At 69.8% G+C, this 24,072-nt stretch carries 28 protein-coding genes and 1 pseudogene; 14 read left to right on the forward strand and 15 right to left on the reverse strand.

What is annotated here, in order from left to right; genetic code table 11:
* From CFP71_RS44890 to CFP71_RS10855, 4 genes and pseudogenes are all read right to left on the reverse strand, one after another.
* Window positions 1–101, reverse strand: a pseudogene (locus tag CFP71_RS44890) (NUDIX hydrolase); the annotation flags it as partial.
* Window positions 98–1,492, reverse strand: a complete 1,395-nt coding sequence (locus CFP71_RS10845) for a coenzyme F420-0:L-glutamate ligase (protein WP_093933714.1) — start codon at window positions 1,490–1,492, stop codon at window positions 98–100. The gene CFP71_RS10845 and the pseudogene CFP71_RS44890, both read right to left, overlap by 4 nt.
* The gene (cofD, locus tag CFP71_RS10850; RefSeq protein ID WP_093933715.1) at window positions 1,428–2,426 is read right to left on the reverse strand and encodes a 2-phospho-L-lactate transferase; all 999 of its coding nucleotides are present in this window, start codon (window positions 2,424–2,426) and stop codon (window positions 1,428–1,430) included. The genes CFP71_RS10845 and cofD overlap by 65 nt, the downstream gene beginning before the upstream one ends.
* Entirely contained in the window at window positions 2,423–3,157 is a 735-nt protein-coding gene (locus CFP71_RS10855) for a GNAT family N-acetyltransferase (protein ID WP_093933716.1), read from the reverse strand. Before CFP71_RS10855 ends, cofD begins: the two co-directional genes overlap by 4 nt.
* A 53-nt stretch (window positions 3,158–3,210) precedes the next feature.
* Between CFP71_RS10855 and CFP71_RS10860 the strand changes: the two genes are divergently transcribed.
* The 3 genes from CFP71_RS10860 (at window position 3,211) to dapC (ending at window position 4,923) form a co-directional block, all read left to right on the forward strand.
* Window positions 3,211–3,405, forward strand: a complete 195-nt coding sequence (locus CFP71_RS10860) for a hypothetical protein (RefSeq protein ID WP_093933717.1) — start codon at window positions 3,211–3,213, stop codon at window positions 3,403–3,405.
* A gap of 109 nt (window positions 3,406–3,514) precedes the next feature.
* Entirely contained in the window at window positions 3,515–3,835 is a 321-nt protein-coding gene (gene fdxA, locus CFP71_RS10865; RefSeq protein ID WP_005155436.1) for a ferredoxin, read from the forward strand.
* Window positions 3,832–4,923 (forward strand): succinyldiaminopimelate transaminase, encoded by a 1,092-nt coding sequence (gene dapC, locus CFP71_RS10870; protein ID WP_093933718.1) that lies wholly within the window; start codon window positions 3,832–3,834, stop codon window positions 4,921–4,923. The genes fdxA and dapC overlap by 4 nt, the downstream gene beginning before the upstream one ends.
* A 245-nt stretch (window positions 4,924–5,168) precedes the next feature.
* Here the strand turns inward: dapC and CFP71_RS10875 are convergent, their stop codons facing one another.
* Window positions 5,169–5,777 carry a TetR/AcrR family transcriptional regulator gene (locus CFP71_RS10875; RefSeq protein ID WP_093933719.1) on the reverse strand — a complete coding sequence of 203 codons (609 nt, stop codon included), beginning with the start codon at window positions 5,775–5,777 and terminating at the stop codon, window positions 5,169–5,171.
* Between the two features lie 79 nt (window positions 5,778–5,856).
* On the opposite strand from CFP71_RS10875, the gene CFP71_RS10880 reads away from it, so the two are divergent.
* Window positions 5,857–7,260: an FAD-dependent monooxygenase gene (locus CFP71_RS10880; protein ID WP_093933720.1), complete on the forward strand. Its 1,404-nt coding sequence runs from the start codon at window positions 5,857–5,859 to the stop codon at window positions 7,258–7,260.
* On the opposite strand, the gene CFP71_RS10885 is transcribed toward CFP71_RS10880, so the two are convergent.
* Both CFP71_RS10885 and CFP71_RS10890 read right to left on the reverse strand, forming a co-directional pair.
* The gene (locus CFP71_RS10885) at window positions 7,236–8,204 is read right to left on the reverse strand and encodes a CHAD domain-containing protein (RefSeq protein ID WP_093933721.1); all 969 of its coding nucleotides are present in this window, start codon (window positions 8,202–8,204) and stop codon (window positions 7,236–7,238) included. The genes CFP71_RS10880 and CFP71_RS10885 overlap by 25 nt on opposite strands.
* Before the next feature lie 266 nt (window positions 8,205–8,470).
* Window positions 8,471–9,145 carry a lysophospholipid acyltransferase family protein gene (locus CFP71_RS10890; protein WP_093933722.1) on the reverse strand — a complete coding sequence of 225 codons (675 nt, stop codon included), beginning with the start codon at window positions 9,143–9,145 and terminating at the stop codon, window positions 8,471–8,473.
* A 51-nt stretch (window positions 9,146–9,196) separates the two neighbouring features.
* Between CFP71_RS10890 and CFP71_RS10895 the strand changes: the two genes are divergently transcribed.
* On the forward strand, window positions 9,197–10,102 hold the full coding sequence (locus tag CFP71_RS10895; RefSeq protein ID WP_093933723.1) for a glucosyl-3-phosphoglycerate synthase: 906 nt from the start codon (window positions 9,197–9,199) through the stop codon (window positions 10,100–10,102).
* On the opposite strand, the gene cydC is transcribed toward CFP71_RS10895, so the two are convergent.
* Genes cydC through CFP71_RS10915 form a run of 4 tightly spaced genes read right to left on the reverse strand, consistent with a single transcriptional unit; the run spans window position 10,088 to window position 15,381 of the window.
* Window positions 10,088–11,641: a thiol reductant ABC exporter subunit CydC gene (cydC, locus tag CFP71_RS10900; protein WP_093933724.1), complete on the reverse strand. Its 1,554-nt coding sequence runs from the start codon at window positions 11,639–11,641 to the stop codon at window positions 10,088–10,090. The genes CFP71_RS10895 and cydC overlap by 15 nt on opposite strands.
* Complete coding sequence (gene cydD, locus CFP71_RS10905; protein WP_093933725.1) at window positions 11,638–13,197, reverse strand: thiol reductant ABC exporter subunit CydD; 1,560 nt, start codon at window positions 13,195–13,197, stop codon at window positions 11,638–11,640. Before cydD ends, cydC begins: the two co-directional genes overlap by 4 nt.
* A 9-nt stretch (window positions 13,198–13,206) precedes the next feature.
* The gene (gene cydB / locus CFP71_RS10910; protein WP_093933726.1) at window positions 13,207–14,199 is read right to left on the reverse strand and encodes a cytochrome d ubiquinol oxidase subunit II; all 993 of its coding nucleotides are present in this window, start codon (window positions 14,197–14,199) and stop codon (window positions 13,207–13,209) included.
* A 3-nt stretch (window positions 14,200–14,202) separates the two neighbouring features.
* A complete protein-coding gene (locus tag CFP71_RS10915; RefSeq protein WP_093933727.1) occupies window positions 14,203–15,381 on the reverse strand; it encodes a cytochrome ubiquinol oxidase subunit I in 1,179 nt (392 codons plus the stop codon).
* Window positions 15,382–15,521: 140 nt separating this feature from the next.
* Here CFP71_RS10915 and CFP71_RS10920 point away from each other — a divergent pair, with 140 nt between their 5' ends.
* The 7 genes from CFP71_RS10920 to CFP71_RS10950 are packed head-to-tail and all read left to right on the forward strand — an operon-like array spanning window position 15,522 to window position 19,138.
* Complete coding sequence (locus tag CFP71_RS10920) at window positions 15,522–15,848, forward strand: helix-turn-helix transcriptional regulator (protein ID WP_005155407.1); 327 nt, start codon at window positions 15,522–15,524, stop codon at window positions 15,846–15,848.
* Window positions 15,845–16,510: a permease prefix domain 1-containing protein gene (locus CFP71_RS10925; protein WP_093933728.1), complete on the forward strand. Its 666-nt coding sequence runs from the start codon at window positions 15,845–15,847 to the stop codon at window positions 16,508–16,510. The genes CFP71_RS10920 and CFP71_RS10925 overlap by 4 nt, the downstream gene beginning before the upstream one ends.
* The gene (locus CFP71_RS10930) at window positions 16,507–17,163 is read left to right on the forward strand and encodes a permease prefix domain 1-containing protein (RefSeq protein WP_093933729.1); all 657 of its coding nucleotides are present in this window, start codon (window positions 16,507–16,509) and stop codon (window positions 17,161–17,163) included. The genes CFP71_RS10925 and CFP71_RS10930 overlap by 4 nt, the downstream gene beginning before the upstream one ends.
* Entirely contained in the window at window positions 17,160–17,831 is a 672-nt protein-coding gene (locus CFP71_RS10935) for a permease prefix domain 1-containing protein (protein ID WP_093933730.1), read from the forward strand. The genes CFP71_RS10930 and CFP71_RS10935 overlap by 4 nt, the downstream gene beginning before the upstream one ends.
* Window positions 17,828–18,130, forward strand: a complete 303-nt coding sequence (locus tag CFP71_RS10940; RefSeq protein ID WP_093933731.1) for a DivIVA domain-containing protein — start codon at window positions 17,828–17,830, stop codon at window positions 18,128–18,130. The genes CFP71_RS10935 and CFP71_RS10940 overlap by 4 nt, the downstream gene beginning before the upstream one ends.
* Complete coding sequence (locus CFP71_RS10945; RefSeq protein ID WP_093933732.1) at window positions 18,127–18,576, forward strand: SRPBCC family protein; 450 nt, start codon at window positions 18,127–18,129, stop codon at window positions 18,574–18,576. The genes CFP71_RS10940 and CFP71_RS10945 overlap by 4 nt, the downstream gene beginning before the upstream one ends.
* Window positions 18,569–19,138 carry a DNA-3-methyladenine glycosylase I gene (locus tag CFP71_RS10950; RefSeq protein WP_093933733.1) on the forward strand — a complete coding sequence of 190 codons (570 nt, stop codon included), beginning with the start codon at window positions 18,569–18,571 and terminating at the stop codon, window positions 19,136–19,138. Before CFP71_RS10945 ends, CFP71_RS10950 begins: the two co-directional genes overlap by 8 nt.
* Here CFP71_RS10950 and CFP71_RS10955 read toward each other — a convergent pair.
* Together CFP71_RS10955 and CFP71_RS10960 are read right to left on the reverse strand one after the other, a co-directional pair.
* A complete protein-coding gene (locus CFP71_RS10955; RefSeq protein ID WP_093933734.1) occupies window positions 19,135–19,608 on the reverse strand; it encodes a hypothetical protein in 474 nt (157 codons plus the stop codon). The genes CFP71_RS10950 and CFP71_RS10955 overlap by 4 nt on opposite strands.
* Window positions 19,609–19,720: 112 nt before the next feature.
* Window positions 19,721–20,515 (reverse strand): enoyl-CoA hydratase-related protein, encoded by a 795-nt coding sequence (locus tag CFP71_RS10960; RefSeq protein ID WP_093933735.1) that lies wholly within the window; start codon window positions 20,513–20,515, stop codon window positions 19,721–19,723.
* Window positions 20,516–20,710: 195 nt separating this feature from the next.
* Between CFP71_RS10960 and CFP71_RS10965 the strand changes: the two genes are divergently transcribed.
* Both CFP71_RS10965 and CFP71_RS10970 read left to right on the forward strand, forming a co-directional pair.
* Window positions 20,711–20,878 (forward strand): DUF3117 domain-containing protein, encoded by a 168-nt coding sequence (locus CFP71_RS10965; protein WP_005155393.1) that lies wholly within the window; start codon window positions 20,711–20,713, stop codon window positions 20,876–20,878.
* 90 nt (window positions 20,879–20,968) lie between these two features.
* Window positions 20,969–22,444 (forward strand): leucyl aminopeptidase family protein, encoded by a 1,476-nt coding sequence (locus tag CFP71_RS10970; protein ID WP_093933736.1) that lies wholly within the window; start codon window positions 20,969–20,971, stop codon window positions 22,442–22,444.
* An 8-nt stretch (window positions 22,445–22,452) separates the two neighbouring features.
* Here CFP71_RS10970 and CFP71_RS10975 read toward each other — a convergent pair whose 3' ends face one another.
* Together CFP71_RS10975 and CFP71_RS10980 are read right to left on the reverse strand one after the other, a co-directional pair.
* Window positions 22,453–23,064, reverse strand: coding sequence for a phosphatase PAP2 family protein (locus CFP71_RS10975; RefSeq protein ID WP_093933737.1), 612 nt, complete (start codon window positions 23,062–23,064; stop codon window positions 22,453–22,455).
* Between the two features lie 70 nt (window positions 23,065–23,134).
* Entirely contained in the window at window positions 23,135–24,019 is an 885-nt protein-coding gene (locus tag CFP71_RS10980) for a LysR family transcriptional regulator (protein ID WP_208635927.1), read from the reverse strand.
* Window positions 24,020–24,072: the final 53 nt, after the last annotated feature.

Here is a 24,072-nt window from a genome sequence, read left to right on the forward strand (position 1 = left end):
GCGGCGAGGAAGCCGAGATAGGCCTGGCGCAAGGATTCCTGAGCGGCGTCCGCCGGTCGCCAACCGGACAAAGTGGACACAACGTCGTCGTGCAAAGTCACAGCTCGAGAAGTCCTTCACCGGGTTCGACGGGACCGCGCGCGGGCGGCAGGGCGGCGGGATGGCCGATCGCGACAGCGCCAAGCGGTTCCCAGCGCGAGTCCAGGCCGAGGACCTCGCGCACGATGTCGGCGGCGAAGATCGTCGAACCGATCCAGCACGAGCCGAGGTCTTCGGCGGCGAGCGCGACCAGCAGACCTTGCACCGCCGCGCCCCCGGCGACGGTGAACATCGTGTGCTCACAAGCGTTTCGGCGGTCGTCGCGGTAGGTGTGCGCGCCCTCGGCGACGAGGAACGGCACCACGACCTCGGGCGCGTCGTAGAGAATGTCGCCGCGGCTGAGGCGCTTCGTGACCTGCTCGGCGGTGAAGTCGTCGCCTTCGAGATCGGCCTGCCAAGACGCCTTCATCGCGTCGAGAAGCTTGCGGCGCAAGCCTTCCTCACGCAGCCACACGAACCGGACCGGCTTCGTGTGATGCGGTGCGGGCGCTGTCAACGCCGTTCCGACGGCTCGGCGCAGCACTCCGGGATCGACCGGCTCGTCGGTGAACGACCGGATCGAACGCCGCGCGAGCACGGCTTCCCGACGGCCCTGCGCGAGGGATTCGTTGGCACCGAGACGGAACAGGTCCTCCTCGATCGGCCGGAGCAGCTTGCGGGCGGTCGAACCGTCGTCCGTGAGCTGAAGGCCGCGCACGACCGCGACCGGCGTCCCGCCGAGCTTGCCCTTGACCAGATCCGCCGCGGCGGCCAGTTCGTCGGCGATCGCCACCTCGGTGACCGCGAGTTCGTTGCCCTGGCTGTCGACCTCGCCCGCGTACGAATGCAGCACCCGCAGCCCGGACGCGCCGATCGCGGCGTCGGTCTGCCCGACCCGCCACGCGCGGCCCATGGTGTCGGTGACGACGACCGCGACCTCGACACCCAGCCGCTCCCGCAGCCCGTTCCGCAACGCGAGCGCGGAGGCGTCGGGGTCGGACGGCAACAACGCGACCTCGCCGGAGGCCACGTTCGACGCGTCCACCCCGGACGCGGCCTGCACGATGCCGAGCTTGTTCTCGGTGATCACCGTCCGGTTGATCCGCGCGATCACGCGGACGGACTCCTCCTCGACGAGTTTGCGCCGGGCGGCGTCGCGCTCCTCGGGATCGGCCGGGACGCGGATGAGCATGCCCTCGGTCTTGGAGACGATCTTGCTGGTCACGACCAGGACGTCGCCCGAGCGCAGCCACGGCGCCGCCGTGACGATCGCGCCGGTCAGGTCGTCGCCGGGCCGGAACTCCGGGAGACCGTCGACGGGCAGGATTTCGATCTTCGAAGAAGCGTGGTCAGTCAACGGAAACTCCCGCCAGGTCGAAAGCTGCGCGCACCATCGCCGCGGTCGCGTCCACATCGGACATCAGCAGGGGGACGTCGCGGACGGCGACACCCGGCACGTCCACGGTTTCGCCCTCGGAGACCAGCCAGCCGTCGAGTACGCCGTCCGGGGATTCCTTGCGGGAACCGTAATGCCGCCCGACGGCCTCGGCCGAGGTCTCCACGCCGATCGCGCTCAGGCACGCGTCGGCCATGCCACGCAACGCCTTCCCGCCGATGATCGGCGAGACACCGACGACCTTGGCACGGGTCTTCCGCAGCGCGTCACGGATCCCCGGGACGCCGAGGGTCGTGCCCACCGAGACCACCGGGTTGGACGGCGCGAACAGCACGACGTCGGCGCCCGCGATCGCGTCGAGCACGCCCGGCGCGGGCTTCGCCTCGTCGGCGCCGACGGCGATGATCGAATGCGCCTTCGGCTCGGCGCGGTAGCGCACCCACCACTCCTGGAAGTGGATCGCCTTGCGCTGGTCCGGGTCTTCCGGATCGTCGATCACGACGTGCGTTTCGACGCGGTCGTCCGACATCGGCAGCAGGCGCACCCCCGGCTGCCAGCGGTCGCACAGCGCCTCGGTGACCTGGGAGAGCGGGTAACCCGCGCGCAGCATCCGCGAACGGATCAGATGCGTCGCGATGTCCTTGTCACCCAAGCCGAACCACGTCGGCTCGGCGCCGTATTCGGCGAGCTCCTCCTTGACCGTCCAGGTCTCACCGGAGTGGCCCCAACCGCGCTCTTTGTCGATCCCCCCGCCGAGGGTGTACATGCAGGTGTCCAGGTCCGGGCAGATGCGCAGACCGTGCATCCACACGTCGTCCCCGGTGTTCACCAGCGCGGTCACCTCGTGCGGCGATTCCGGCGCGGAACCGATCGCGGGCAGACCCAGTGCTTGCTTGACCCCCAGCAGGAAGCGGGCCCCGCCCACTCCGCCGACCAAAATGACGACCTTCACGACGGGCGATCCTCGCACGCGCCGGGACCCGGGGCCCAGTAGCGGTAGCTGTGGTGCTCCGTACAGCCCAGGTTCTCGTACAGCTTCAGCGCGCCGGAGTTCGCCACCGCGACCTGGAGAACGACCCCGGTGGCGCCTTGAGCGGCCGCCCAGCCGCCAGCCGCGTTCATCAGCCCGCGGGCCAGCCCCCGCCGCCGGAACTCCGCCCGGACCTCCAGCCTGCCGATGTGCAGCCACTCGCCGACGACCGCGCCGCGTACCGCCCCGGCCGTGACGCCGTCGACTTCGACGACCCCGAAGCCGACCTTTCCGGTGCCGAGGACATGCCGTGGCGCCTCGGCCGGCTCGGCGCTTCCCGTCGTCATTTCCCACCATCCGGACGTCGGTTCGTCGAGAATCACCGCTCCCGCCGAGGTCCCGTGCGAAAGCGGCCCGGTCAGCACCGAAACCTCGTGCGCGGGCCGGTGTTCCACATACTGGACCCAGCCCGTCGAGGCGATCTCGTCCTCCACGGACGTGTTCTGGATCACCTGAACGACCGGCGGGATGGCATGATGGTGGGCGAAGTCACAGACCGCCCGCAGGGCGTCTGGCAGCGGTTTTCCCGGGTCACCGATCGCCAGCGCGCTGTTGGCGCGGGCGGTGAACCCGTCCGCCCAGCGCAGCCTCCAGTCGCCGATCCGGCGCTCCAGCAGGGGCGTCCAGGCCTGGCTACAGGTGAGCTCGAGCATTTCCGCACTGTTCACGGTTAGATTGTGCCAAGGAAGGCAGTGGAGGGACCCCGATGAGCATCGCGCGCAAAGACGACAGGCACAACGAAGACCTGGTCCGCGAGATCTCCGACGGCTTCAACCGGGCGTTGGGCGCGGAAAAGGCAGTCGAGGAGAAGAACGAGGAAGCGGAGAAGCCCGCCGCGCCGCAGTTCGTCATCACTGGGGACAGCAGGGCCACTCCGCCGCCACGCCGCAGGGACCGCTGAAAGCCCATACCCGGGGTACGGATAAGGGTGGCCTAAGCGGGCCTGGCGCGCCCGTGGGCGCGTAATGTCCGTTGCAGACTGGTGAAGCAGAGATAAGCAGGAGTACGCAGTGACCTACGTGATCGCCGAGCCCTGCGTCGACGTGCTCGACAAGGCGTGTATCGACGAGTGCCCCGTGGATTGCATCTACGAGGGTGACCGCATGCTGTACATCCACCCGGACGAATGCGTCGACTGTGGTGCCTGCGAGCCGGTCTGCCCCGTCGAGGCGATCTACTACGAGGACGACGTCCCCGACGAGTGGAATCCCTACACCAAGGCCAACGTCGACTTCTTCGACGAACTCGGCTCGCCCGGTGGAGCCTCCAAGGTCGGCAAGACCAGCCACGACCCCGCCTTCATCAAGGCTCTTCCCCCGCAGGGCGAATGAGCCGGGTCGCTCTTCCTGATTTCCCCTGGGACTCCCTCGCCGGAGCGAAGGCGAAAGCCCAGGCGCACCCCGGCGGCATCGTCGACCTGTCGATCGGCACGCCGGTGGACCCGGTCCCCGAGAGTATCCGCGCGGCGCTCGCGTCCGTGTCGGAGATCCCGGGGTACCCGACCACGCACGGGATTCCCGAGCTGAGGGCCGCCGCGATCGAAGCGCTTTCGCGGCGGCACGGCATCGAAGGCGTTCCCGAAGCGGCCGTGCTCCCGACGATCGGCTCGAAGGAACTGGTCGCCTCGCTGCCACGGCAGCTGGGGTTCGGCCCCGGTGACCTCGTCGTCATCCCCGAGGTGGCGTACCCGACCTACGAGGTCGGCGTGCTGATGGCGGGTGCTTCCCTGCTGCGCGCGGACAGCACTTTCGCGCTCGGCCCGCAGAAGCCCGCGATGCTGTGGCTGAACTCGCCGTCCAACCCGACCGGGCGCGTGCTCGGCGTCGACCACCTGCGCAAGGTCGTCGAATGGGCACGGGAACGCGACGTCGTCGTGGTCTCCGACGAGTGCTATCTGGCGCTGGGCTGGGAAAGCGAGCCCGTGTCGATCCTGCACCCGTCCGTGCACGGCGGCTCCCTCGACGGTCTGCTGGCCGTCCACTCGCTGTCGAAGTCCGCGAACCTCGCCAGCTACCGCGCCGGTTTCGTCACCGGTGACCCGAAGCTCGTCGCCGGATTGCTGGAGATCCGCAAGCACTCCGGGCTGATCGTGCCGCGGCCGGTGCAGGAGGCCATGGTCGCCGCGCTGAAGGACGACGAAGCCCTTGTCGTGCAACGGGAACGCTACGCGCGCCGTCGGCTGGTGCTGCGGAAGGCGTTGCTGGACAGCGGTTTCGAGATCTCGCACTCCGAGGCGGGGCTGTATCTGTGGTCGACGCGCGGGGAATCCGCGCTCGACACCGTCGACTGGCTCGCCGAGCGCGGCATCCTCGCCGCGCCGGGCACGTTCTACGGGCCGACCGGTGGCCGGCACGTCCGGATCGCGTTGACGGCGACGGACGAGCGGATCGATGCCGCGGTGGAACGCCTCGCCGCCTAGAGCCTTCGTCGCGGCTGCCGGTTCTCCCGGTCGCCCCGAACGTCAAAGCAGCACGTCTCGAGCGCCACGCTCGAGACGGTGAGCGTCCCCAGCGTGGCGCTCGGGACACGCACGCCGACACGTTAGCCCTGCCCCGCAAGAGAACGCGACTTGCTACTCACGACCCCCTCGGTCTGGCGCGGTCTGGTGGATCGGTGGCGTGGCGAAAGCGCCCTTCGCCGCGTCGTATGCGGCCATGGGCCCCTTCAGCCCACGTCGCGGCCGGTGAATCCCCGGTAGATGAACCGCGTCAGCGCCTCGACGGCTTCCTCTTCGGAGACCGCTGACGGGTCGACCAGCCATGTGTGCGCGAAGCCGTTGACCAGCTCGGCCATCATCGCGAGAGTGAGCCGCTCCGAGGCCGGGAGTTCCATTCCCGCCGCGGTGATGTACCCGAGGTGGCCGAGGATGTCCTCCGCCTGAGTGGCGCCGAAACGCGCGTACGTGCGCGCGAAGTCGTCGCTGACCATCGCGGCCTGGCGCAGCGCGAGCATCGTCGCGGCGTTGTCGCGATGGAAGTTCCAGTACTCGCGGACGTGCCAGCGCACCGCGTCCGGGTCGGTGAAGTCCGCTTTGTGCCCAGGCAGGGCGGCGTTGACGTCGCTCGCCGCCGCGAGGTCCGCGAGGAGCGCTTCGAGCAGCTCCTCCTTGCCCGCGAAGTGGTTGTAGAACGATCCCGCCGCGCGCCCGGCCTCGGCCGTGATGTCGGTGATCTTGGTGTTCAGATACCCCTTCGCCGCGAAAACGCGCTTCGCCGCGTCCTTGAGGGCGGCCTCGGTCTCCGCCGCCTTCTCCTTGCGGCTCGTCGCCGTCATCGGCACCTCCTTGACACGGAAGGCTAGCAACGATCATAGTGAATACAGATTCACTGAATTCTAATTCACTGGAGGAGAGATGACCGAGGTCCTGATCGCGGGCGCCGGCCCGACCGGGCTCACGCTGGCCATCGACCTGGCGCGCCGCGGCGTCGGCGTGCGGATCGTGGAGAAGACCGAGACGTTCTTCGAGGGGTCGCGCGGCGACGGCCTGCAACCGCGCACGCTGGAGGTCTTCGAGGATCTCGGCGTACTGGACGCGGTGCTGGCCGCCGGGATGCCGCCGGTGCCGATGAAGATCCACTTGGGCGGCGAGGTCGTCGGCGAGCGGATGATGGCCGAGCTCGCCGAACCGACGCCGGAGGTGCCTTACCCGAACGGCTTCTTCCTCGGCCAGTCGCGGACCGAGGGGATCCTGCGCGACCGGCTCGCCGAGTTCGGCGTCCGAGTCGAGGTCGGCACCCCGTTGCTCGGCTTCGAGCAGGACGCCGACGGCGTGACGGCCGAGCTGCCGGGCGAGCGGATCCGGGTCCGCTACCTCGTCGGCGCAGACGGCGGGAAGAGCTTCGTGCGCAAGGCGCTCGGGATCGCGTTCGAGGGGACCACCGACGAATCGATCCGCATGCTGCTGGGCGACGTCCAGGCCGAAGGGCTCGATCGCGCCTACGGGCACTGGTTCGCGAAGCCCGAAAACCCCATGTCGGGGATCGGGCTCACGCCGTTGCCGGGAGTGCCGCACTTCCAGTTCGGCGCGCCGCTGGGGGAGGAGGAGGTCGAGGCGTCACTGGCCACGCTGCAGTCCCGGCTCGACGAGCTGTCCGGCGGCGGGATCCGGCTGCACGACCTCGCCTGGTCGACGGTGTGGCGGCCCAACATCCGGCTCGCCGAAAGGTTTCGCGAGGGCCGGGTCTTTCTCGCCGGCGACGCGGCGCACGTCCACCCGCCGACCGGCGGGCAGGGGCTCAACACCGGTGTCCAGGACGCGTACAACCTGGGCTGGAAGCTCGCCGACGGTTCGCTGGAACTGCTCGACAGCTACGAGCCCGAGCGTCGCGGGAACGCCGCGCGGGTGCTGAAGATCAGCACGGAGATCCTCGAGAAGTACAAAGAGGGCGCGGACGACGCCCACGAGCGTGGCGAGAACACGCGCCAGCTCGACATCGGCTACCGCGGCGGTCCGCTCGCGCCCGAGGCGACCGGCCGGATCCGGCCCGGTGATCGCGCCCCGGACGCGCCGCTGAAGGACGCGAACGGCAAGTCCGTGCGGCTGTTCGAACTGATGCGAGGCCCGCGGCCGACGGTGCTGGTGTTCGGCGACGGTCCCGCTCCCGAAGGCGCGCGGCGGATCCTGCCCGCGGGCAGCGCACTGTCCGATGTGGACTTCGAGGACGTCGGCGGGCACGCCTTCGCCGCGTACGAAGCCGGGAACGGGCGGCAGGTGTCGATCCGCCCGGACGGCTACATCCGCGGGCTGACAGCCTGAGCGGCCGCGTCGACCTCCGCCCAGACCTCGCGCCACACGGCGCGGACCTGGGCGCGGCGCAGCAGTTCCTTCTCCGCGATCCGGCCCGCGATGAAGGCGACTTCGACATCGGTCGTGTCCAGGGCTCCTCGCATGCGATCGGCGGCGACGCAGGCGTCCTGATGGTCCCCGAGGACGGTCTGGAAGTTCTTCGTGGCCTTGATCAGCCGTTGGATCCGCTCCGCCTGCTTCTTCTTCGCGGCGGGCTTGGCCATCTCGGCGGCGTAGCGGAGCTTCTTGCCGTAGATGCGAAGCGCGTGAAGGTCGTCGTCCGGGGGATTGGCGGGAAGTGCCCTCACGGCCTTCGCGAGCTTTCGATGCGGCTTCGCGAGGCCGGCGACGAGATCGGCCGAGGTCTGGGGGCTCTCGTCGGCTTCCTCGGTGGCGGGCTGCCGGGCGAGACGGCCGATGCCCTGCAGCATCGAGGCGTACCGGGGGCTGGTGAGCGCGCGAGTGAGCCGCCGCTTCGCGACCCCGCGTTCGGTGACGAACTTCGAGACCAGACGGCGCGCGGCGGGCTGGTCGCGCACCTCGAAGTCGGCGACGACGTCGCGAAGGTGACCGATGAGGACGTCGTAGTCGCGGACGTCGCCGAGGGACTGGCCGAGCCAGCCGAGTTCGGCGCGCACGGGCTCGGCGTCGGGGCCGACGAGGCGGCCCGAAAGCTTGAGGACGCTTCGCATGCGGCGCAGCGCGACCCGCATCTGGTGCAGGTCCTCGGGGTCGGCGCCGGATTTGGTGCCCGGTTCGTGCGCGAGGAGCGCGCGGATCTCGACGTCGAGTTTGACCCGGACGTGGGTGGCCGCCGGATCGTCCGGCCCGGCTTTCGCGGGGCGGTCGCCGAGCCCGAGCGCGGCCGGAGTGGTCGAAGGGACGTTCTTGCGCGGCAGGGTCTCGGCTGTCACAAGATGAATTCTAAGTGAACGGGCAAGGTCGTCCAGGCCGTGAGAGAAGCAAGGGACCTTTGCTGTCGCCCTCCGGGGGAGCGTGACAGCAAAGGTCCCTTGCTCCCTTTCGGCCGTGCGCGCGCCCGCCCGCCCGCCGATGCAATGAAAGGCTCTTTCCTTGCAAAATTTGCAAGGAAAGAGCCTTTCATTGCACGCGTCTACAGGGAGCGCGGGCAGCAGGGGGAGCAAGGGACCTTTGCTATCGCCCGAGCATCGACGAGGCGTCAGGCGGCGCTCTGATCAGGGCGTTTGTGGTACGAGTCGACGTACTCCTGCCCCGAAAGCTCCAGGATCGCGTACATGATCTCGTCGGTCACCGACCGCCGGATCGCCGGCGAGGAGTCCTGTCCCTCGTACCGCGAGAAATCCAAAGGCGCGCCGTAGGTGACCGTGATCTTCGCCCGCCGCGGGATCCGCTTCCCCGCGGGCTGGAGGTTCTCGGTGCCGGAAAGCGCGACGGGGACGACCTTCGCGCCGGTCGCCAGTGCCAGGGCCGCGACGCCGGTGTGGCCGCGGTGTAGCCGCCCGTCCAGCGAGCGTGTGCCTTCGGGATAGATCGCGAACGCGCCGCCCGCGTCGAGCACCTTCCGCGCCGCTTCGAGCGCGGCGAGACCGGCCTGCGCGTTGCCGCGTTCGACCGGGACGTAGCCGAGGCCGCCCAGGAAACCGGCCATCATCTTGCCCTTGAGCCCGCGGCCGGTGAAGTACTCCGCCTTGCCGAGGAATTTGACCGGCCGCATCGCCGTGAAAGTGATCACTCCGGTGTCCAGGGCCGCCCGGTGGTTGGGCGCGAGCAGCACCGGGCCGGTGGCCGGGATGTTCTCCACGCCGCGGATCTCGGGGCGGTACAGCGCCCTGACCAGCGGACCCAGCACGAATCGGACGAGCAGCGGTAGCAAGGTTCCTCCATCGACAGAGTGTCGGACTCCAGCATGGCACGATCACTACTCATGAGTTGGTTCGAGCGGCGCACGTGGCAGAACCCCGGTTGGACGCTCGACGACATCGTCGCTGCGAAGGGTGACCGCACGGTTTCGGTCGTGCTACCGGCACTCGACGAAGAGGACACCGTCGCCGAGGTCGTCGGAACTGTCCGCCCGTTGCTGGGCACGGTCGTCGACGAGCTGGTCGTGATGGACTCCGGGTCCACCGACGCGACCGCCGAGCTCGCCGAGCGGGCCGGCGCGCGGGTGGTGCACCGCGAGGACGTGCTTCCCGAGCTGCCGCCGGTGCCGGGCAAGGGCGAGGTGCTGTGGCGGTCGCTGGCCGCGACGACCGGTGACGTCGTCGTGTTCCTCGACTCCGACCTCGTCGATCCGGATCCGGCGTTCGTGCCGACCCTGCTCGGGCCCCTGCTCTGCGAAGAAGGCGTCCACCTGGTCAAGGGCTTCTACCGGCGCCCGCTGCGGCTGGAGAGCAGCGGCGGCGGCCGGGTCACCGAGCTGCTGGCGCGACCGGTCCTCTCGGCGCTGCGCCCGTCGCTCTCCGGGCTCATCCAACCTCTGGGCGGCGAGTACGCCGCGACGCGCGAGTTCCTCGAGTCAGTGCCCTTCGCGGCCGGGTACGGCGTCGAGATCGGACTCATCCTCGACGCCGAAGCGCGCTACGGCCTCGAAGGGCTCGCGCAGGTCAACCTCGGCGTACGCAAGCATCGCAACCGTTCGCTGCTTCAGCTGGGCGTGATGGCGCGGCAGATCCTCGGGACGGCGCTCGCGCGCTGCGGCATCAAGTCCGACGACCCGGCCCAGCTCACCCAGTTCGCGCAGGTAGGGGACGAATGGCTGCCCGAGGTGGCCGAGGTTTCGGTCAGCGACCGGCCGCCGATGCGCGAAGTCCGCGGCTTATCCGAGTCGTAGGACCTCGTCGAAGCCCGCCACCTGCGACTCGCGATGGGTCACCAGGACGACGGTGCCACGAGCCGCCGCGAGAACGTCGGCCAGGACGGCGTCGCCGTGCTCCGGGTCCAGCCCCTCGACGGGCTCGTCCAGCACCAGGATCGGTGGTGCCGAGAGCACTGCTCTCGCAAGGATGAGCCGCTGGCGCTGCCCGCCTGACAACGCGTCGCCGTCGGACCCGACTTCGCGATCCAGAGGCAGGTCGAAACCGGCCGTTTCGCACGCCGAGAGCAGCTCGGCGTCCGCGGCGCCGGGCTTCGCGAGCAGCAGATTCTCCCGGACCGTCGTGTGGAAGACGTGCGCGTCCGCGAGCGCGCCGGAGACCACCGACGGCAGCAACGCCGGGTCGTACTCGTCGAGCGGCCTGCCGTTCAAGACCGCCCGGCCGGACGTCGGTGCCACGGAACCGAGCAGGACGTTCAGCAACGTCGTCTTCCCGGCCCCGCTCGGCCCGAGGATCCCGACGCGCTTGCCCGGCGGCAGGTCGAGGTCGACGCCCTCTAGCGCCGGAGCCCGGCCTTCGAAGTGAACGCCGACCCGTTCCAGTCGCAGATGTCCCGGCTCGGGCACCGCGTTTCCCCGCGTGGGCGACGGCTCGGTCAGCAGCGCCCGCACCCGCTCCGCCGACGCCCGGACCTCGACCCAGCGCTGCGCGGCCGCGGTCAGCGGGAGGACCAGTTCGAACACGGCCAGCGCCCCCAGCGCCAGTGCCGCCGTCACCGGCGGTGAAACCCCGGCGACCAAGGCGATCGTGACGCAGGTCAGCAGCTGGACAAGCATCCCGGCCGCGGTCAGCAGGCTGGTCCGGTTCGCCGTCCTCCGGTCCCGGACGGCGAGCGCGTCGACGGCGACGTGCGCGGCGTCCACAGTGGACTCGTGGACGCCGTACGCGATCAGCTCCCGGCGTCCGGTGATCAGCTCGACCGACCGTTCGGCGAGGTCGGCCCGTGCCGGGGCGCTCTGTTCCGCCGCCGCGCGGGTGATCCGCACGCACAGCCACGGCAGCCCGATCCCCGCGACGGCGAGCCCGAGCGCAAGCACGAGACCGGCCAGAGGACTGACGACGAGTGCGAACGCGGTCGACACCGCGCCCACGAAAGCGGCGACACCGGCGGGCAGCAGGCAGCGCAGGATCGCGTCCTGCACGGCGTCCACATCGGACACCAGGCGCGTGACGAGGTCGCCGCCGGAATGCCGGGAAACCCGCTGCGGCAGCAACGACGTGTACACGCGGGTCCGCAGGGCGCCGAGATACCGCAGGACGACCTCGTGCCCGGCGAGCCGTTCCGCGTACCGCAGCCCGCCGCGCAGCAACGCCAGCGTCCGGACGGCGACGATCGCCACCGTGAGCGACGCCAGCGGCGGCTGCTCGGCCGCCTTGAGCAGCAGCCACGCGGCGGTGGCCATCAGCGCCAGCCCGGCCAGCTCCGCCCCGGCCGCGATCAGCCCGGCCCGGACCAGCCGGACGACGTCCTTTGTGGACACACCCCAGACGTTCACACCAGTTCCCGTTCTCTCACGGCGCCATCCCGGACTTCGAGGACGCGGGTGGCCAAGCCGGCCATCGCGGGCCGGTGGGCCACGAGCACCGCGGTCCGGCCGGTGAGCAGTTCGCGGGTCGCGTCGAGCACGGCCGCTTCGGTTCCCGCGTCGAGTCGCGCGGTCGGTTCGTCGAGCAGCGCGAGACCCGCCTCGGTCCGGGCCAGTGCCCTGGCGAGGCCGAGCCGTTGCCGCTGCCCGGCGGACAGCGGGGCGCCCAGTTCCCCGATCCGCGTCCGGTAGCCGCCGGGCAGCCCGCGCACGACCTCGTCGAACGCCGCCGCGCGGGCCGCCGCCTGGACGTCCGGCACCCCGCCCATCGCGATGTTCTCCTCGACGGTCCCGGTGAACAACGTCGGCCGTTGCGGCACCCACGCCGTTCCGGCCCGCCATCGGCTCGGATCCAGTTCGCGCAGGTCGACGCCGTCGACGAGGACCCGGCCGGACATCGGTGTGACGAAACCCAGCAGGACCGCCAGCAACGTGCTCTTCCCGGCGCCGCTGGGGCCGACGAGCGCGACGTGCTCACCCGCCTCGATCGTCATGTCCACTTCGGACAGCACGATCTCCTCGCCGTACGCGACGCTCACCTTTTCCAGCACGATCTTCGGCGCACCCTGACCGGCCACCCGCGAACCGCGCACGGCGTCCTCGGAGTGGACGTTCAGCGCTTCCCGGAGGGTGGCGAGGCCTTCCGCGCTGGCGTGGAACTTCGCCCCGGCCGCCCGCAACGGCAGGTAGGCCTCGGGCGCCAGCAGCAGCACCAGCACCGCGGTGTGCACGACCATTCCGCCTTCCAGCAGGCGGAAACCGATCGGCACCGCGACCAGCGCCACCGAAAGCGTCGCCACCAGTTCCAGCACCAGCGCGGACAGGAACGCGACCCGCAGCGTGCGCATCGTCGCGTCTGTATGCGCGTCCGCCATCGCCCGCACCGTCTTCGCCTGGGCTTCGGCGCGGCCGAACACCTTGAGCGTGCCCAGCCCGCGCACGACGTCGAGGAAATGCCCGCCCAGCTGGGAAAGCAGCCGCCACTGCTTGGCCGTCTTCGCTTTGGTGTGCTGCCCGACCAGGATGGCGAACACCGGGATCAACGGCAGCGTCGCGGTGATGATCAGCGCCGACGACAGATCCGCGGCGAACAGCCGGACGACCACCGCGACCGGGACGATCGCGGACAACACCACCGTCGGCAGGTAGCCGGTCAGGTAGGCGTCGCCCGCGTCGATCCCCTTGGTCACCAAGGTCGCGACCTCGCCGGGATTTTCCGCTTCCGCGCCGAGAAGCCGTTGACGCAGCTTGGCCTTGACCGTCGCCGCGAACCGGCCGCCGAGGGAACCCTGGACGGCCGCGAGCAGCACCCGGACCGCGATGGCGGCCGCGAGGGTCCAGGTCACGCCGCCGCCGGTGAGCAGCGTCGCGAGACCGTCCGCCTGGACGAGGATCGCCGCGGCGGTCAGCGTTCCGAGGACGCCCAGCACACCGAAGTGGCGCCGCAGTCCGGGAAGGGGAGGCATCACGAGCTCCTAGAAGTGCAGCAGCGAACGCTGGTCGACCCGGCCGTCGTGCCTGCGCCAGGTCACCCACTGCACGGCGGCGATCGCCACGAGCGCGGGCGGCAGGACGAAGGTGAGCAGGCCGAGCATCTCGGTGCTGGTGGCGGCTTCCGTCAGGCTCAACGAGAACCCGCCGTCCACAGAGGACGTCAGCGCGTCCGGCAGGCGGAGGGTCCCGACGGCCAGCACGGGTGACGCGGAAAGCGCCATCGTGGCGATCAGCGCCACCTTGTGCCGCCCGGCGCGCAACGCCGCCGACGCCACACCCAACGCGCCGAACGCCAGCACGATCGACGGCACCACGGACCACGACGCGGAGGTCTCGAAGGCGCCCCAGACGACCGCCACGACAAGGAACGCGAGGGCGGGCGCGGTGAGGGCCTTGGCGATCCGGTTCGCGCGGGCGGTGAATTCGGCGGGTGCTCGAACGGCGAGGAAAGCCGCTCCCTGCAAGGCGAACAGCGCGACGAACCCGGCGCCCCAGAGCAGCGCGTACGGACTGAACACCGCGAGGACGTCACCGGCGGGTTTCCCGGAAGCGTCGAGCGGGAGGCCGAGGACGAGGTTGCCGAGGAACACGCCCCACGACACCGCCGTCACCCACGCGCCGACGGTGATCCCCAGCGTCCAGGCGCCGCGGCCCGCGTCCGGTCGCCTGCTGCGCAACTGCACGGCCGCGGTGAACGTGACCAGCCCGAGCAGCAGCGCGACGACCGGGATGTACGCCCCGGAGAACACTTTTCCTTCCAGATGCGGGAAAGCGCCGAACAGGACGCCGACCGCAGCCACCAGCCAGACCTCGTTGGCCAGGAAGAACGGACCGAAGGCGCCGAGCACACGCCGTCGTCCGGCCTCGTCACGGCTGAGCCTGCCGAGCAGCATCCCGACGCCGTAGTCGTAGCCGGCCAGCGCGAAATAGCCGGAGATCAGGAAACCGAGCACACACCACCAGAGGATCACCATGGGTCAGACTCCGCTCAGGACGGGAAGTTCGGCACGAGGCGCGGTCGCCTCTTCTTCGGGTTCCGGGCCGCGTCTGGCGACCCGCGACATCAGCACCCAGTCGGCGATCGCGAGCACCAGGAACAGCAGGGTGAAAGCGATGAAGGAGAACAGGATCTGCCCAGCCGGGATCGACGCGACGGCGTCGGCCGTGGTCAGGTGGCCGCGGATCAGCCACGGCTGACGGCCGATCTCCCGTACCAGCCAGCCGGAGATCGCGGCGAAGAACGGCAGCGGGATCGCCAGCACCATCACGTACAGCAGCGGCCGCACCTTGGTGATCCAGTTCCGGAACAGCAGCAGCGTGCCGAGGCTCGAGGCGAGGAAGGCGATGAAGCCGATCTGGATCATGAGCCCCAGCGGGGCGCCGACCAGCGGTTCCGCCGTTTCGAGCTTGCCGGGGTGGTACTCCCCGAGCGGGCCGAACTGCGCGAAGCCGAAGCCGATCACCATCGTGCTGCCCACCAGCGAGGTGAGCACGCCGACCCGCATCGAACGCCGGAAGAACTCGATCTCCTTGGTGCGCTTGATGAAGTGATACGCGCTGACGCCGACCACGAAGAAGCCACCGGTCATGAGCGCCGCGCTCAGCACATGCGGCAGCGACATCGCCAGCGCCGGGTTGGTGAACAGCGCGCCGAAGTCGTCGAGCTTCAGCACGCCGTTCTCGACGTGGGTGCCGACGGGGTTCTGCAGGAACGAGTTGGCCACCATGATGAACAGCGCCGAGGCGTACGCGGTCAGCGTGACCAGCCAGATCAGCGTCAGGTGGACCCACTTGTTGAGCCTGCCGAACCCGAAGATCCACAGGCCGAGGAAGGTCGATTCGGCGAAGAACGCCACCAGTGTCTCGATGGCCAGCGGGGCGCCGAAGACGTCGCCCGCGACGGCGGACAGGCCTGTCCAGGTCAGTCCGAACTGGAATTCCATCACGATTCCGGTGACGATCCCCAGCGCGTAATTGATCACGTACAGCTTGCCCCAGAAGCGTGTCATCCGCGTGAGTTCCGGCTTGCCGCCGAACGCGGAGCGTGTCTGCATCACCGCGACGAGTGTCACGAGCCCCAGTGTGAGCAGCACGAACAGGAAGTGGAACGAGGTCGTCGTCGCGAACTGGAGTCTCGCGATCGGGAGTGCGTCCATGCCGATGCACTGTATACGTAGCCTGTCTACATGTAGGCACAAAATCTATGAAATCGGGGCGATCTCGGGGTAATTCCCTGAGGTGACCAGTGGAAAGACCCGACTACCCTGTTGATCGGCGATGTGTAGACTGTCTATCTATGAAGGCCGACAGCCTGCGCGGGCACCTCGACGCGTTGCTCCTCGCCGTCCTCGACGGCCGGAAGCTCCACGGGTACGCCATCATCGAGGCGCTCCAGCTCCGCAGTGACGGTGCGCTCGACCTGCCGACGGGCACCGTCTACCCGGCGCTTCGCCGGTTGGAGCGCGCCGGGTTCCTCGCCAGCGAATGGGACGTCGTGTCCGGCCGCAAACGTCGTACGTACAAGCTCACCCGCTCCGGGCAGAAGGCCTTGGCGGCGGAACGGGCGGAGTGGCAGGAGTTCACCACCGTGATCGGTGGTGTCCTCGGGGGGAGCACCGCATGAGCGCGATCGAGGCCTACATCGGCGACTTGGACAGACGGTTGAGCGGGTCGGCGGGGGCCAAGGCCGATCTGCTCACCGAAGCCAGGGACGGTTTGACCGACGCGGCCGAGGCGTATCGCGAGGGTGGTACCGGCGAGAAGGAAGCCGAACGTCGTGCCGTCGCCGACTTCGGTCCCGCCGCCGTGATCGCCCGCGAGTACCAGGCGGAACTGGCGTTGCGCGCCGACATCGGCACCCTGTGGAAGGTCATCGTCGGAGTCCCGCTGATCCAGGTGGGCTGGGAGCTGGCGCGGATCTGGACCCACGGCGACTGGAGCCGGTCGGGGAAGCCGATCCCGGGCTGGTACGTGTCCGTCATCGAACTCTTCGGCGTCCTGGTCGTCGTTTCGCCCGTGATCGGCGCGGTCGCGCTCTTCGGCACCCGACGGCTGGGGCGCAGGCTCGACAGCGTGCGCCTGGGGAAGGTGACGCGGTGGACGGTGGGCGCCGCGGCGATCGCGAACCTGCTGGCGCTGCTGCTGCTCACGGTGGGCACGTCGGTCCTCGATCCGGCCAGGCTGAACGTGAGCCTGCCGTGCAACGTACTGGCGATCGGCTGGGCGGCCTTCAGTATCTGGCTGCTCGCGCCGGCTTTCCGGTCGCGGACCCTGATCGCCGCATGAACGCCATCGAGGCCTACATCGGCGACCTGGACAGGCGGCTGAGCGGATCGGCGGGGGCGAAGGCCGATCTGCTCACCGAGGCGAAGGACGGTTTGACCGACGCGGCCGAGGCCTATCGCGCAGGTGGCTTCGACGAGGCGGAAGCCGAATCCCGTGCCGTCGCCGATTTCGGCCCGGCCGACCTCATCGCCCGTGACTACCAGGCGGAACTGGGGCTGCGGCGCGACATCCGCGTCCTGTGGGAGCTGATCGTCGGTGTCCCGCTGCTGATCCTCGGCTGGGATCTCGCGCGGGTGTTCAGCTCCGGCGACTGGTCGCGGCTCGGGCAGCCCCCTTCTTGGTACTTCCGCGTGATCGGCACGGCCGACACCCTCGCCGCGCTGTCCCCGATGATCGCGATCGCCGGGCTGATCGCGGCACGGCTGCTTTCGCGGCGGCCGGGCGGTCCGTCCACCGCTCGCGTGGTCTCGTGGTCCTTGGCCGTGGCAGTGGGGCTGAACCTGCTCGCGGTCGCGACCTACGGCGGCGCGACCGGGCTGCTGGAGCCTGCCCGCCTGATCGTCAGCGTGCCGTGCGCGCTCCTGTCCGCGACGTGGATCCTGTTCAGCATGCGGCTCACGGTCGCCGCACGGAGTCGGAGAGCGACGGCATGACGGTGATCGAGGCCTATCTCGGCGAGCTGCGGACGCGGCTGGACGGCCCCGTGACGGCGAAGCGGGATCTGCTGCGCGAAGCGCGGGACGGGCTCAACGACGCCGCCGACGCCTACCGCGAGGGCGGCTGGAGCGAGCACGACGCGCAGCGCCGCGCCGTCGAAGACTTCGGGCCGGTGCACCTGATCGCCCGGGACTATCAGGCCGAATTGGGGATGCACAGCGGGACGCGCACGCTCTGGAAGCTCATCCTCGGCGTGCCGATGATGCAGATCGCCTGGGAGCTCGCCCGCAAGTGGACCTTCGGCGATTGGTCGCAGCTCGCGCCGACCCCGGGCTGGTACCGGTACATCGCCCAGTTCACCCACGGTTCGGTGTTCATCGTGCCGGTGCTGGGGGTGCTGGCGCTGGTCTGCATGCGCTGGCTCTCCCGCCGGATGGACGGCGTCAAGCTGGTCAAGAGCATCAGCGTGCTGATCGGCGAGGCCGTCGGGCTGAATCTGCTTTCGGTGGCGCTGCTGGTGATCGCCACCGGCCTGATCGACGCGTCGAGACTGTTCCTGTCGGTCCCCTGCGGCATCCTGATGGTGCTTTGGGTGGTGCTCAGCGTGCGACTCGCGTTGCTGGCGCGACGATCGTGGCGTTCGTGTGCCACGATCGTGGCGTGACGACCGCCCTGATCTATCTCGTAGTCATGCTGCTGGTGGCCGCGGTGGTGTTTCTGCTGGCCGCCGTGGTGTTCGGCAGGGGTGAGGAGCTCGCCCCGCTGCCGCCCGGCAGTTCGCCGACCAGGCTGCCCGCCGAAGACATCACCGCCGAGGACGTCCACGCCGTCCGCTATCAAATGGTGCTGCGCGGCTACAAGATGTCCGAAGTGGACTGGGTGATGCGGCGGCTCGGCGTCGAGATCGAGGAACTGCGCGCCAAGGTGGCCGAGCTGGAGGCCGACCGCGAGGGCGCCAGGTGACCGATGTCGTCGTCTCCGTCGACGTCGCGGTACCGGCCGGGACGGCTTGGCTCGCCCTGACCGACTGGGAACGTCAGGGCGAGTGGATGCTCGGCACCGAGGTCAAGGTCGTGGAGGGCAACGGGCGCAGCGTGGGCTCGAAGCTGTCGGCCTTCACCGGCGTCGCCGGGATCGGGTTCACCGACACCATGGAGATCACCACCTGGGAGCCACCGCTGCGGTGCGTCGTGACGCATCTCGGCAAGATCGTGCAGGGCACCGGGGTGTTCCAGGTGATCGAGAAGGGGCCGCATTCGTCGACGTTCGTCTGGGCGGAGCATCTGCGGCCGCCGTTCGGCGTCGTCGGACGGCTCGGCTGGCCGGTCGCGAAACCGGGGTTCGAACTGGGACTGCGGCTGAGCCTGCAGAAATTCGTGAAGTACGCGGAGGGGTACCGGGTTGGCTGAGGCGGGTCTGCTGGGGGCGGACGGGATCAAGCGGTGTTCGTGGGGCAACTCGGCCCCGGACTACGTCGAGTACCACGACACCGAATGGGGAGTCCCGCTCCACGGCGACGAGGAACTGTACGAGCGCCTGTGCCTGGAGTCGTTCCAGTCCGGGCTTTCGTGGATCACGATCCTGCGTAAGCGGGAGTCGTTCCGGAAGGCGTTCGCCGGCTTCCTGCCGGAGAAGGTCGCCGTCTTCACCGACGACGACGTTTCCCGTCTCATGGAAGACGCGTCGATCGTGCGGAACCGGGCGAAGATCCTGGCGGCGATCAACAACGCGCGGGCGATCGCGGAACTCGACGGTTCGCTGGACGAGCTGCTGTGGTCGTTCGCGCCGGCTCGGCAGAAACGGCCGCGCACGATGGGCGACGTCCCTGCCATCACGGACGAGTCGAAGGCGATGGCGAAGGAACTCAAGAAGCGCGGATTCGTGTTCCTGGGGCCGACGACGTGTTACGCGCTGATGCAGGCGACGGGGATGGTCGACGACCACGTGAAGGACTGCTTCCGGGCCGCTTAGTGCGCTCCGAGGTCTTGCGCCAGTCGTTCCAGGGATCGGTAGCTGCCGTCGAGCTCGATCACCCCACCGTTGTCCAAGGTGATCATGCACTTCGCGATGTAGGCGACGGGAATGAAGTTCAGCCAGTGCTCGACGCTCTTGTAGCGCACTTCGCGGACTCGGGCCCATGGGACGGCGTAGCGGACCTTGCGGCCGTGGACCTCGGCGAAACCGCCGGTGAAGAGGTACACGCCGCCGTCGAGGCGCCTTCGCGTGGAGACACACCAGGTCAGGAACAGCGGCGGCCAGAGGAACACCAGGATGCCCAGGGTCGTCGTCGGGTCGCTTTCCCGGATCCCCAGGACCAGCGCGCCCACGAGTGGGGCGAAGGCGACGAAGGTACCGATGACGCCTGGGCGGCGTCGGTAGCGGCGGACGAACTCGCCGAGGTCGTGCTCGGCGGCTTGCGTCCTGAGGTGGGGCGGGATCACCGCGGGACGCTAACCGCGCCGGTCGGGTACCGGTCCCGAGAGCGCTATGAAGGACGCTTTCATTGCAAAATTTGCTATGAAAGCGTCCTTCATCTCACGCTGTGGGGGAGGGCTACTTGCCCTGGAAGGTTGGCTTGCGCTTGCCCACGAACGCCTCCACCGCTTCGGTGTGGTCGGCGGTCGCGCCCAGCGCGGACTGCGCGGCGTCCTCGGCGTCGAGCGCCTCTTCGAGCGACGACTCGGCGGCGACGGACAGGACGTTCTTGATCTTCGCGTACGCCACCGTCGGACCGGCCGCGAGCTTCGCGGCGACCTTCTGCGCACGGGCGGCCAGTTCCTCGTCCGGGACGACCTCGCCGACCAGTCCCAGCGTCAGTGCCTCGGCGGAGTCGACCGTGCGCGCCAGCAGCATCAGTTCGGCCGCGCGGCCGAGACCGATCAGCCGCTGCAGCGTCCACGACGCGCCCGAGTCCGGGCCGAGGCCGACGTTCGCGAACGCCATCAGGAAGTTCGCCGACGTCGCCGCGATCCGGAGGTCGCTCGCGTAGGCGAAGGCGGCGCCCGCGCCGGCCGCCGGACCGTTCACCGCGGCGATGACCGGCTTCGGCATCCCGACGATGGCCTTGACGATCGGGTTGTAGTGCTCCTTGACCGTGTGTAGCGGAGCCGGGTCACCCGCTTGAAGCAGTCCGACGTGCTCCTTCAGATCCTGCCCGGCGCAGAACGCCTTGCCCGAACCGGTCAGGACGACCGCGCGGACACTGTCGTCGGCCGCGGCCTCGGTCAGGCCCGCCAGCAGCAGTTCCTTGAGTTCGACGGTCAGCGAGTTGTACGCCTGCGGCCGGTTCAGCGTGAAGGTGCGCACGCCATCGGCGTCGGCGGTCAGCAGAACGTCGGATGTGGTCACGGGATCTCCTAGTCGGCGAAACTGCGGTCAAGACTGAGTCTTTCAGCCTCGCGAGCCGCATACCAGCACCGATACGGCGGCAAAAGATCGGTCCGCGTTCGCGCTCGGCCGCTGATGAGGGACAATGGACAGTAGACCCGGCTGGCTTTGACGAGCGCGACCCGGGCGCGCCGGTTGAGACGGAGGGAGCACGCTATGGCGGCCATGAAGCCCCGGACCGGAGATGGTCCCCTCGAAGTGACTAAGGAGGGGCGGGGCCTCGTGATGCGCGTACCACTCGAGGGTGGTGGGCGCCTCGTCGTCGAACTCTCCGCGGAAGAAGCGAAGGATCTCGGCGCGGCCTTGCAGGAGGTCACCGGCTGAGCCGGACCGCACCAACGTTCAACCACCCGCACCCCGGTCTCCCTTCGGAGGCCGGGGTCGCGGTTCATCTGTGCCCGGAGGTCGCTCACTGTGCGTAACCCGCTACCCCCCGTTCCGGGGAAGCTGCTCGAACTCGAGGTCTCGGACGACCTGCGGCGCGGTACGCCGCTGGCCACGCTGATCGCGGCGCCCTCCGAAGAGGACGGTGACGCCGGACTCGCGGAGATCGGCGGCGTGCGGCCCTCCGGCAAGGCCGGTGACGTGCAGACCGTGCCGACCGGCGCCACCCGCTGGCTGGCAGGCGTCGGAGACGGCGAACCGCGGCAGTACCGCAAGGCCGGTGCCGCGCTGGTCCGCGCCGTTTCGGCGGCGCTGGAAGAAGACGTCAAAGCGGGCCGGAAGGCGTTCCGCGGCTTCGCCGTCGAGCTGCCCGAGGACGCGGGCGCCGAACACCTCGAAGAACTCGCGTTCGGACTGCTGCTCGGCGGCTACCGGTTCACGGTGACGGCCGAGGAGCCGAAGCCGAGCCTGCGGACCGTGCGGTTGCTCACACGTCACGAACGCGCCGTGCCCGCGTACGACAAGGCACTGGAGCGGGTCCGCGAGCTCGCCGCGGCCGCCTCGTTCGCGCGCGACCTGGCGAACACGCCGTCGAACGTCAAGACCCCCGCCTGGCTCGCCGACACGGCCGCGCGCGCGTCCGGCGGCATCCCGAACCTGAACGTGACGGTCCGGGACGAGAAGTGGCTGGCCGAACAGGGCTTCGGCGGCGTCCTCGCCGTCGGTGGCGGCTCGGCCGCGCCGCCGCGGCTGATCGAGCTGGAGTACCGGCCGCGCGGGGCGGCGACGCATCTGCTGCTGGTCGGCAAGGGCATCACCTTCGACACCGGCGGGCTTTCGATCAAACCCGCCGACGGCATGCACCTCATGCGCACCGACATGGCCGGCGGCGCGGCGATCATCGCCGCCGTCCGCGCGATCGCCGCGCTGCGCCTGCCGGTCAAGGTGACCGGGCTGGTGCCCGCCGCCGAGAACCACGTGTCCGGTTCGTCGTACCGGCCCGGGGACATCGTCCGGCACTACGGCGGCAAGACGACCGAGGTGGGCAACACCGACGCCGAAGGCCGCATGGTCCTGGCCGACGCGCTCGCCTACGGCATCAAGAAGCACAAGCCGGACGCCGTGATCGACGCGGCGACGCTGACCGGCGCCATGAAGGTGTCGCTCGGCGTCCGGACCGGCGGCGTGTTCGCCACCGACGACGTGCTCGCGGAGCGGGTCACGAAGGCGGGCGAGCGGGTCGGCGAGGCGTGGTGGCGGATGCCGCTGCTGGAGGACCTGGCCGAGACCGTGCAGGGTTCGCTCGGCGACATCCGGCAGGCGCCGGGCGGTCCCGGCGGGATCGTCGCGGCACTGTTCCTGCGGGAGTTCGTCGGCGACGTGCCGTGGGCGCATCTCGACATCGCAGGCCCGGCACGAGCCGACAAGACCTACGCCGACGTCGTGCCGGGAGCCACCGGTTTCGCCGCGCGGACGCTGGTCGAGCTGGTCGCTTCCTACGTCTGACCTGCGGTTTACCTGCGCGGCGGTAGCAAGGGACCTTTGCTGTCGCCGCGCGGGCGCACCCTCGGCATGGGCTGGGTCGGCGCGTCGCCGGCATGCGCGGTGAGGCGGCGGGCGATCCTGGTCACGGGGCCGCTCAGATAGCGGAACACGAGCCACGCCGTCACGGAGCCGAGGACGAGCCCGGCGAGCACGTCGTGCGGGTAATGAGCGCCGACGAACACCCGCGAGAAGCCCATCAGCAGGGCGCCCGGGAGTACCCACGGCGCGAGCCGTCTCCAGGCGAGCGCGAGTCCGACGGCGGCCGCCGCGGCGACCGTGGAGTGGTTGCTCGGGAAGGACCAGTCGCCGACCGCCGGGCAGTCGACGAGGGTGACGAGGCCCCGGCACGGCCGGTCCTCGCGGATCACGCTCTTCGCCCCTTCGCTGATCACGTACGCGATCGCCGCGGCGGCAGGTACCAGCAGCGACACCGCGAGCCTGGTCGGCGAGGTGCGGGCCCGCCAGGCGACCCAGACCATCAGGGCGGCGAAGATCAGCATGCCCGCGTCGGTGAACAGGACGCCTGAGGCCTGAAGCCAGCTGGGGCTCTCGCCCGCCATCTCCACGATGTCGTCGTACATTCACCCTAAGTTAGCGAAACCGACAGTCGCGCCGCCTTGCACCATCGTCAGGGATCGCCCTTGACGATCGTCACGTCCGCTGCGCGCGGACCCGCTCCCGGAACCGCATGACGGCGGGAGGCAGGACGACGTCCTTGCGCCACGCCAGCCCGATGGTCCGTCCCACCGGCGGCACCAGCGGGACTTCGGCGACGCCCGCCGGGCTGCCGGGTTCGAACCGGGGGAGCAGCGCCACCCCGAGCCCGGCCGCGACCAGCCCGCGGACCGTGTCGGACTCCTGGCCTTCGAAGGCGATCTTCGGCTGGAAGCCGGCCGCGGCGCACAGCTCGTCGGTGATGGTGCGGAGGCCGTAGCCGGTTTCGAGCAGGACGAATTCCTCGTCCTTGAGGTCTTCGATGGCGGCGCATTCCCGGTCGGCGAGGCGGTGCGACGTCGGAACGGAGAGGAAGATCTCCTGCTCGGAGAGCACGGCCGTGTCGAGCAGCGGATCGTCGACGGGGGCGGGGGCGAGCAGTGCGAGGTCGAGCTCGCCGCTGGTCAGCCTGTCGACCATGTCCTGTCGTGAGCCCTGGACCAGCGTGAAGCGGACTCCCGGATGGTCCGCGCGGTAACCGCGGAGCAGGGTGGGGACCAGCGACCGGCCGAGCAGGTGCAGGAAGCCGAGGACGATGTGCCCGGATTCCGGATCGACCTCTTCGCGGGCCTGGCGGACTCCGGCGTCGACGTCGGCGAGGGCGCGTTCGGCGGCGTCGGCCAGCAGCTCGGCGGCCCGGGTGAGCCGGATGCCGCGGCCGTCGGGGACCGTCAGCGGGGCGCCGAGGGCCTCGCCGAGCGCCGAGATCCGGCGGCTTACCGTGGGCTGCGGGACGCCGAGCAGTTCGGCCGCGCGTGTGACGTTCGTCGTGCGGCGCAGTGCGGTGAGCAGCGCGAGCTGGGGGGCTAGCTGGGCGGTCATCCTTTCATTCAGCACGGTATCGATTGTGTCAGATGATCGTATTAGACGTATCG

Origin of the sequence: Amycolatopsis thailandensis, from assembly GCF_002234405.1 — a bacterium.
Lineage (GTDB): Bacteria > Actinomycetota > Actinomycetes > Mycobacteriales > Pseudonocardiaceae > Amycolatopsis > Amycolatopsis thailandensis.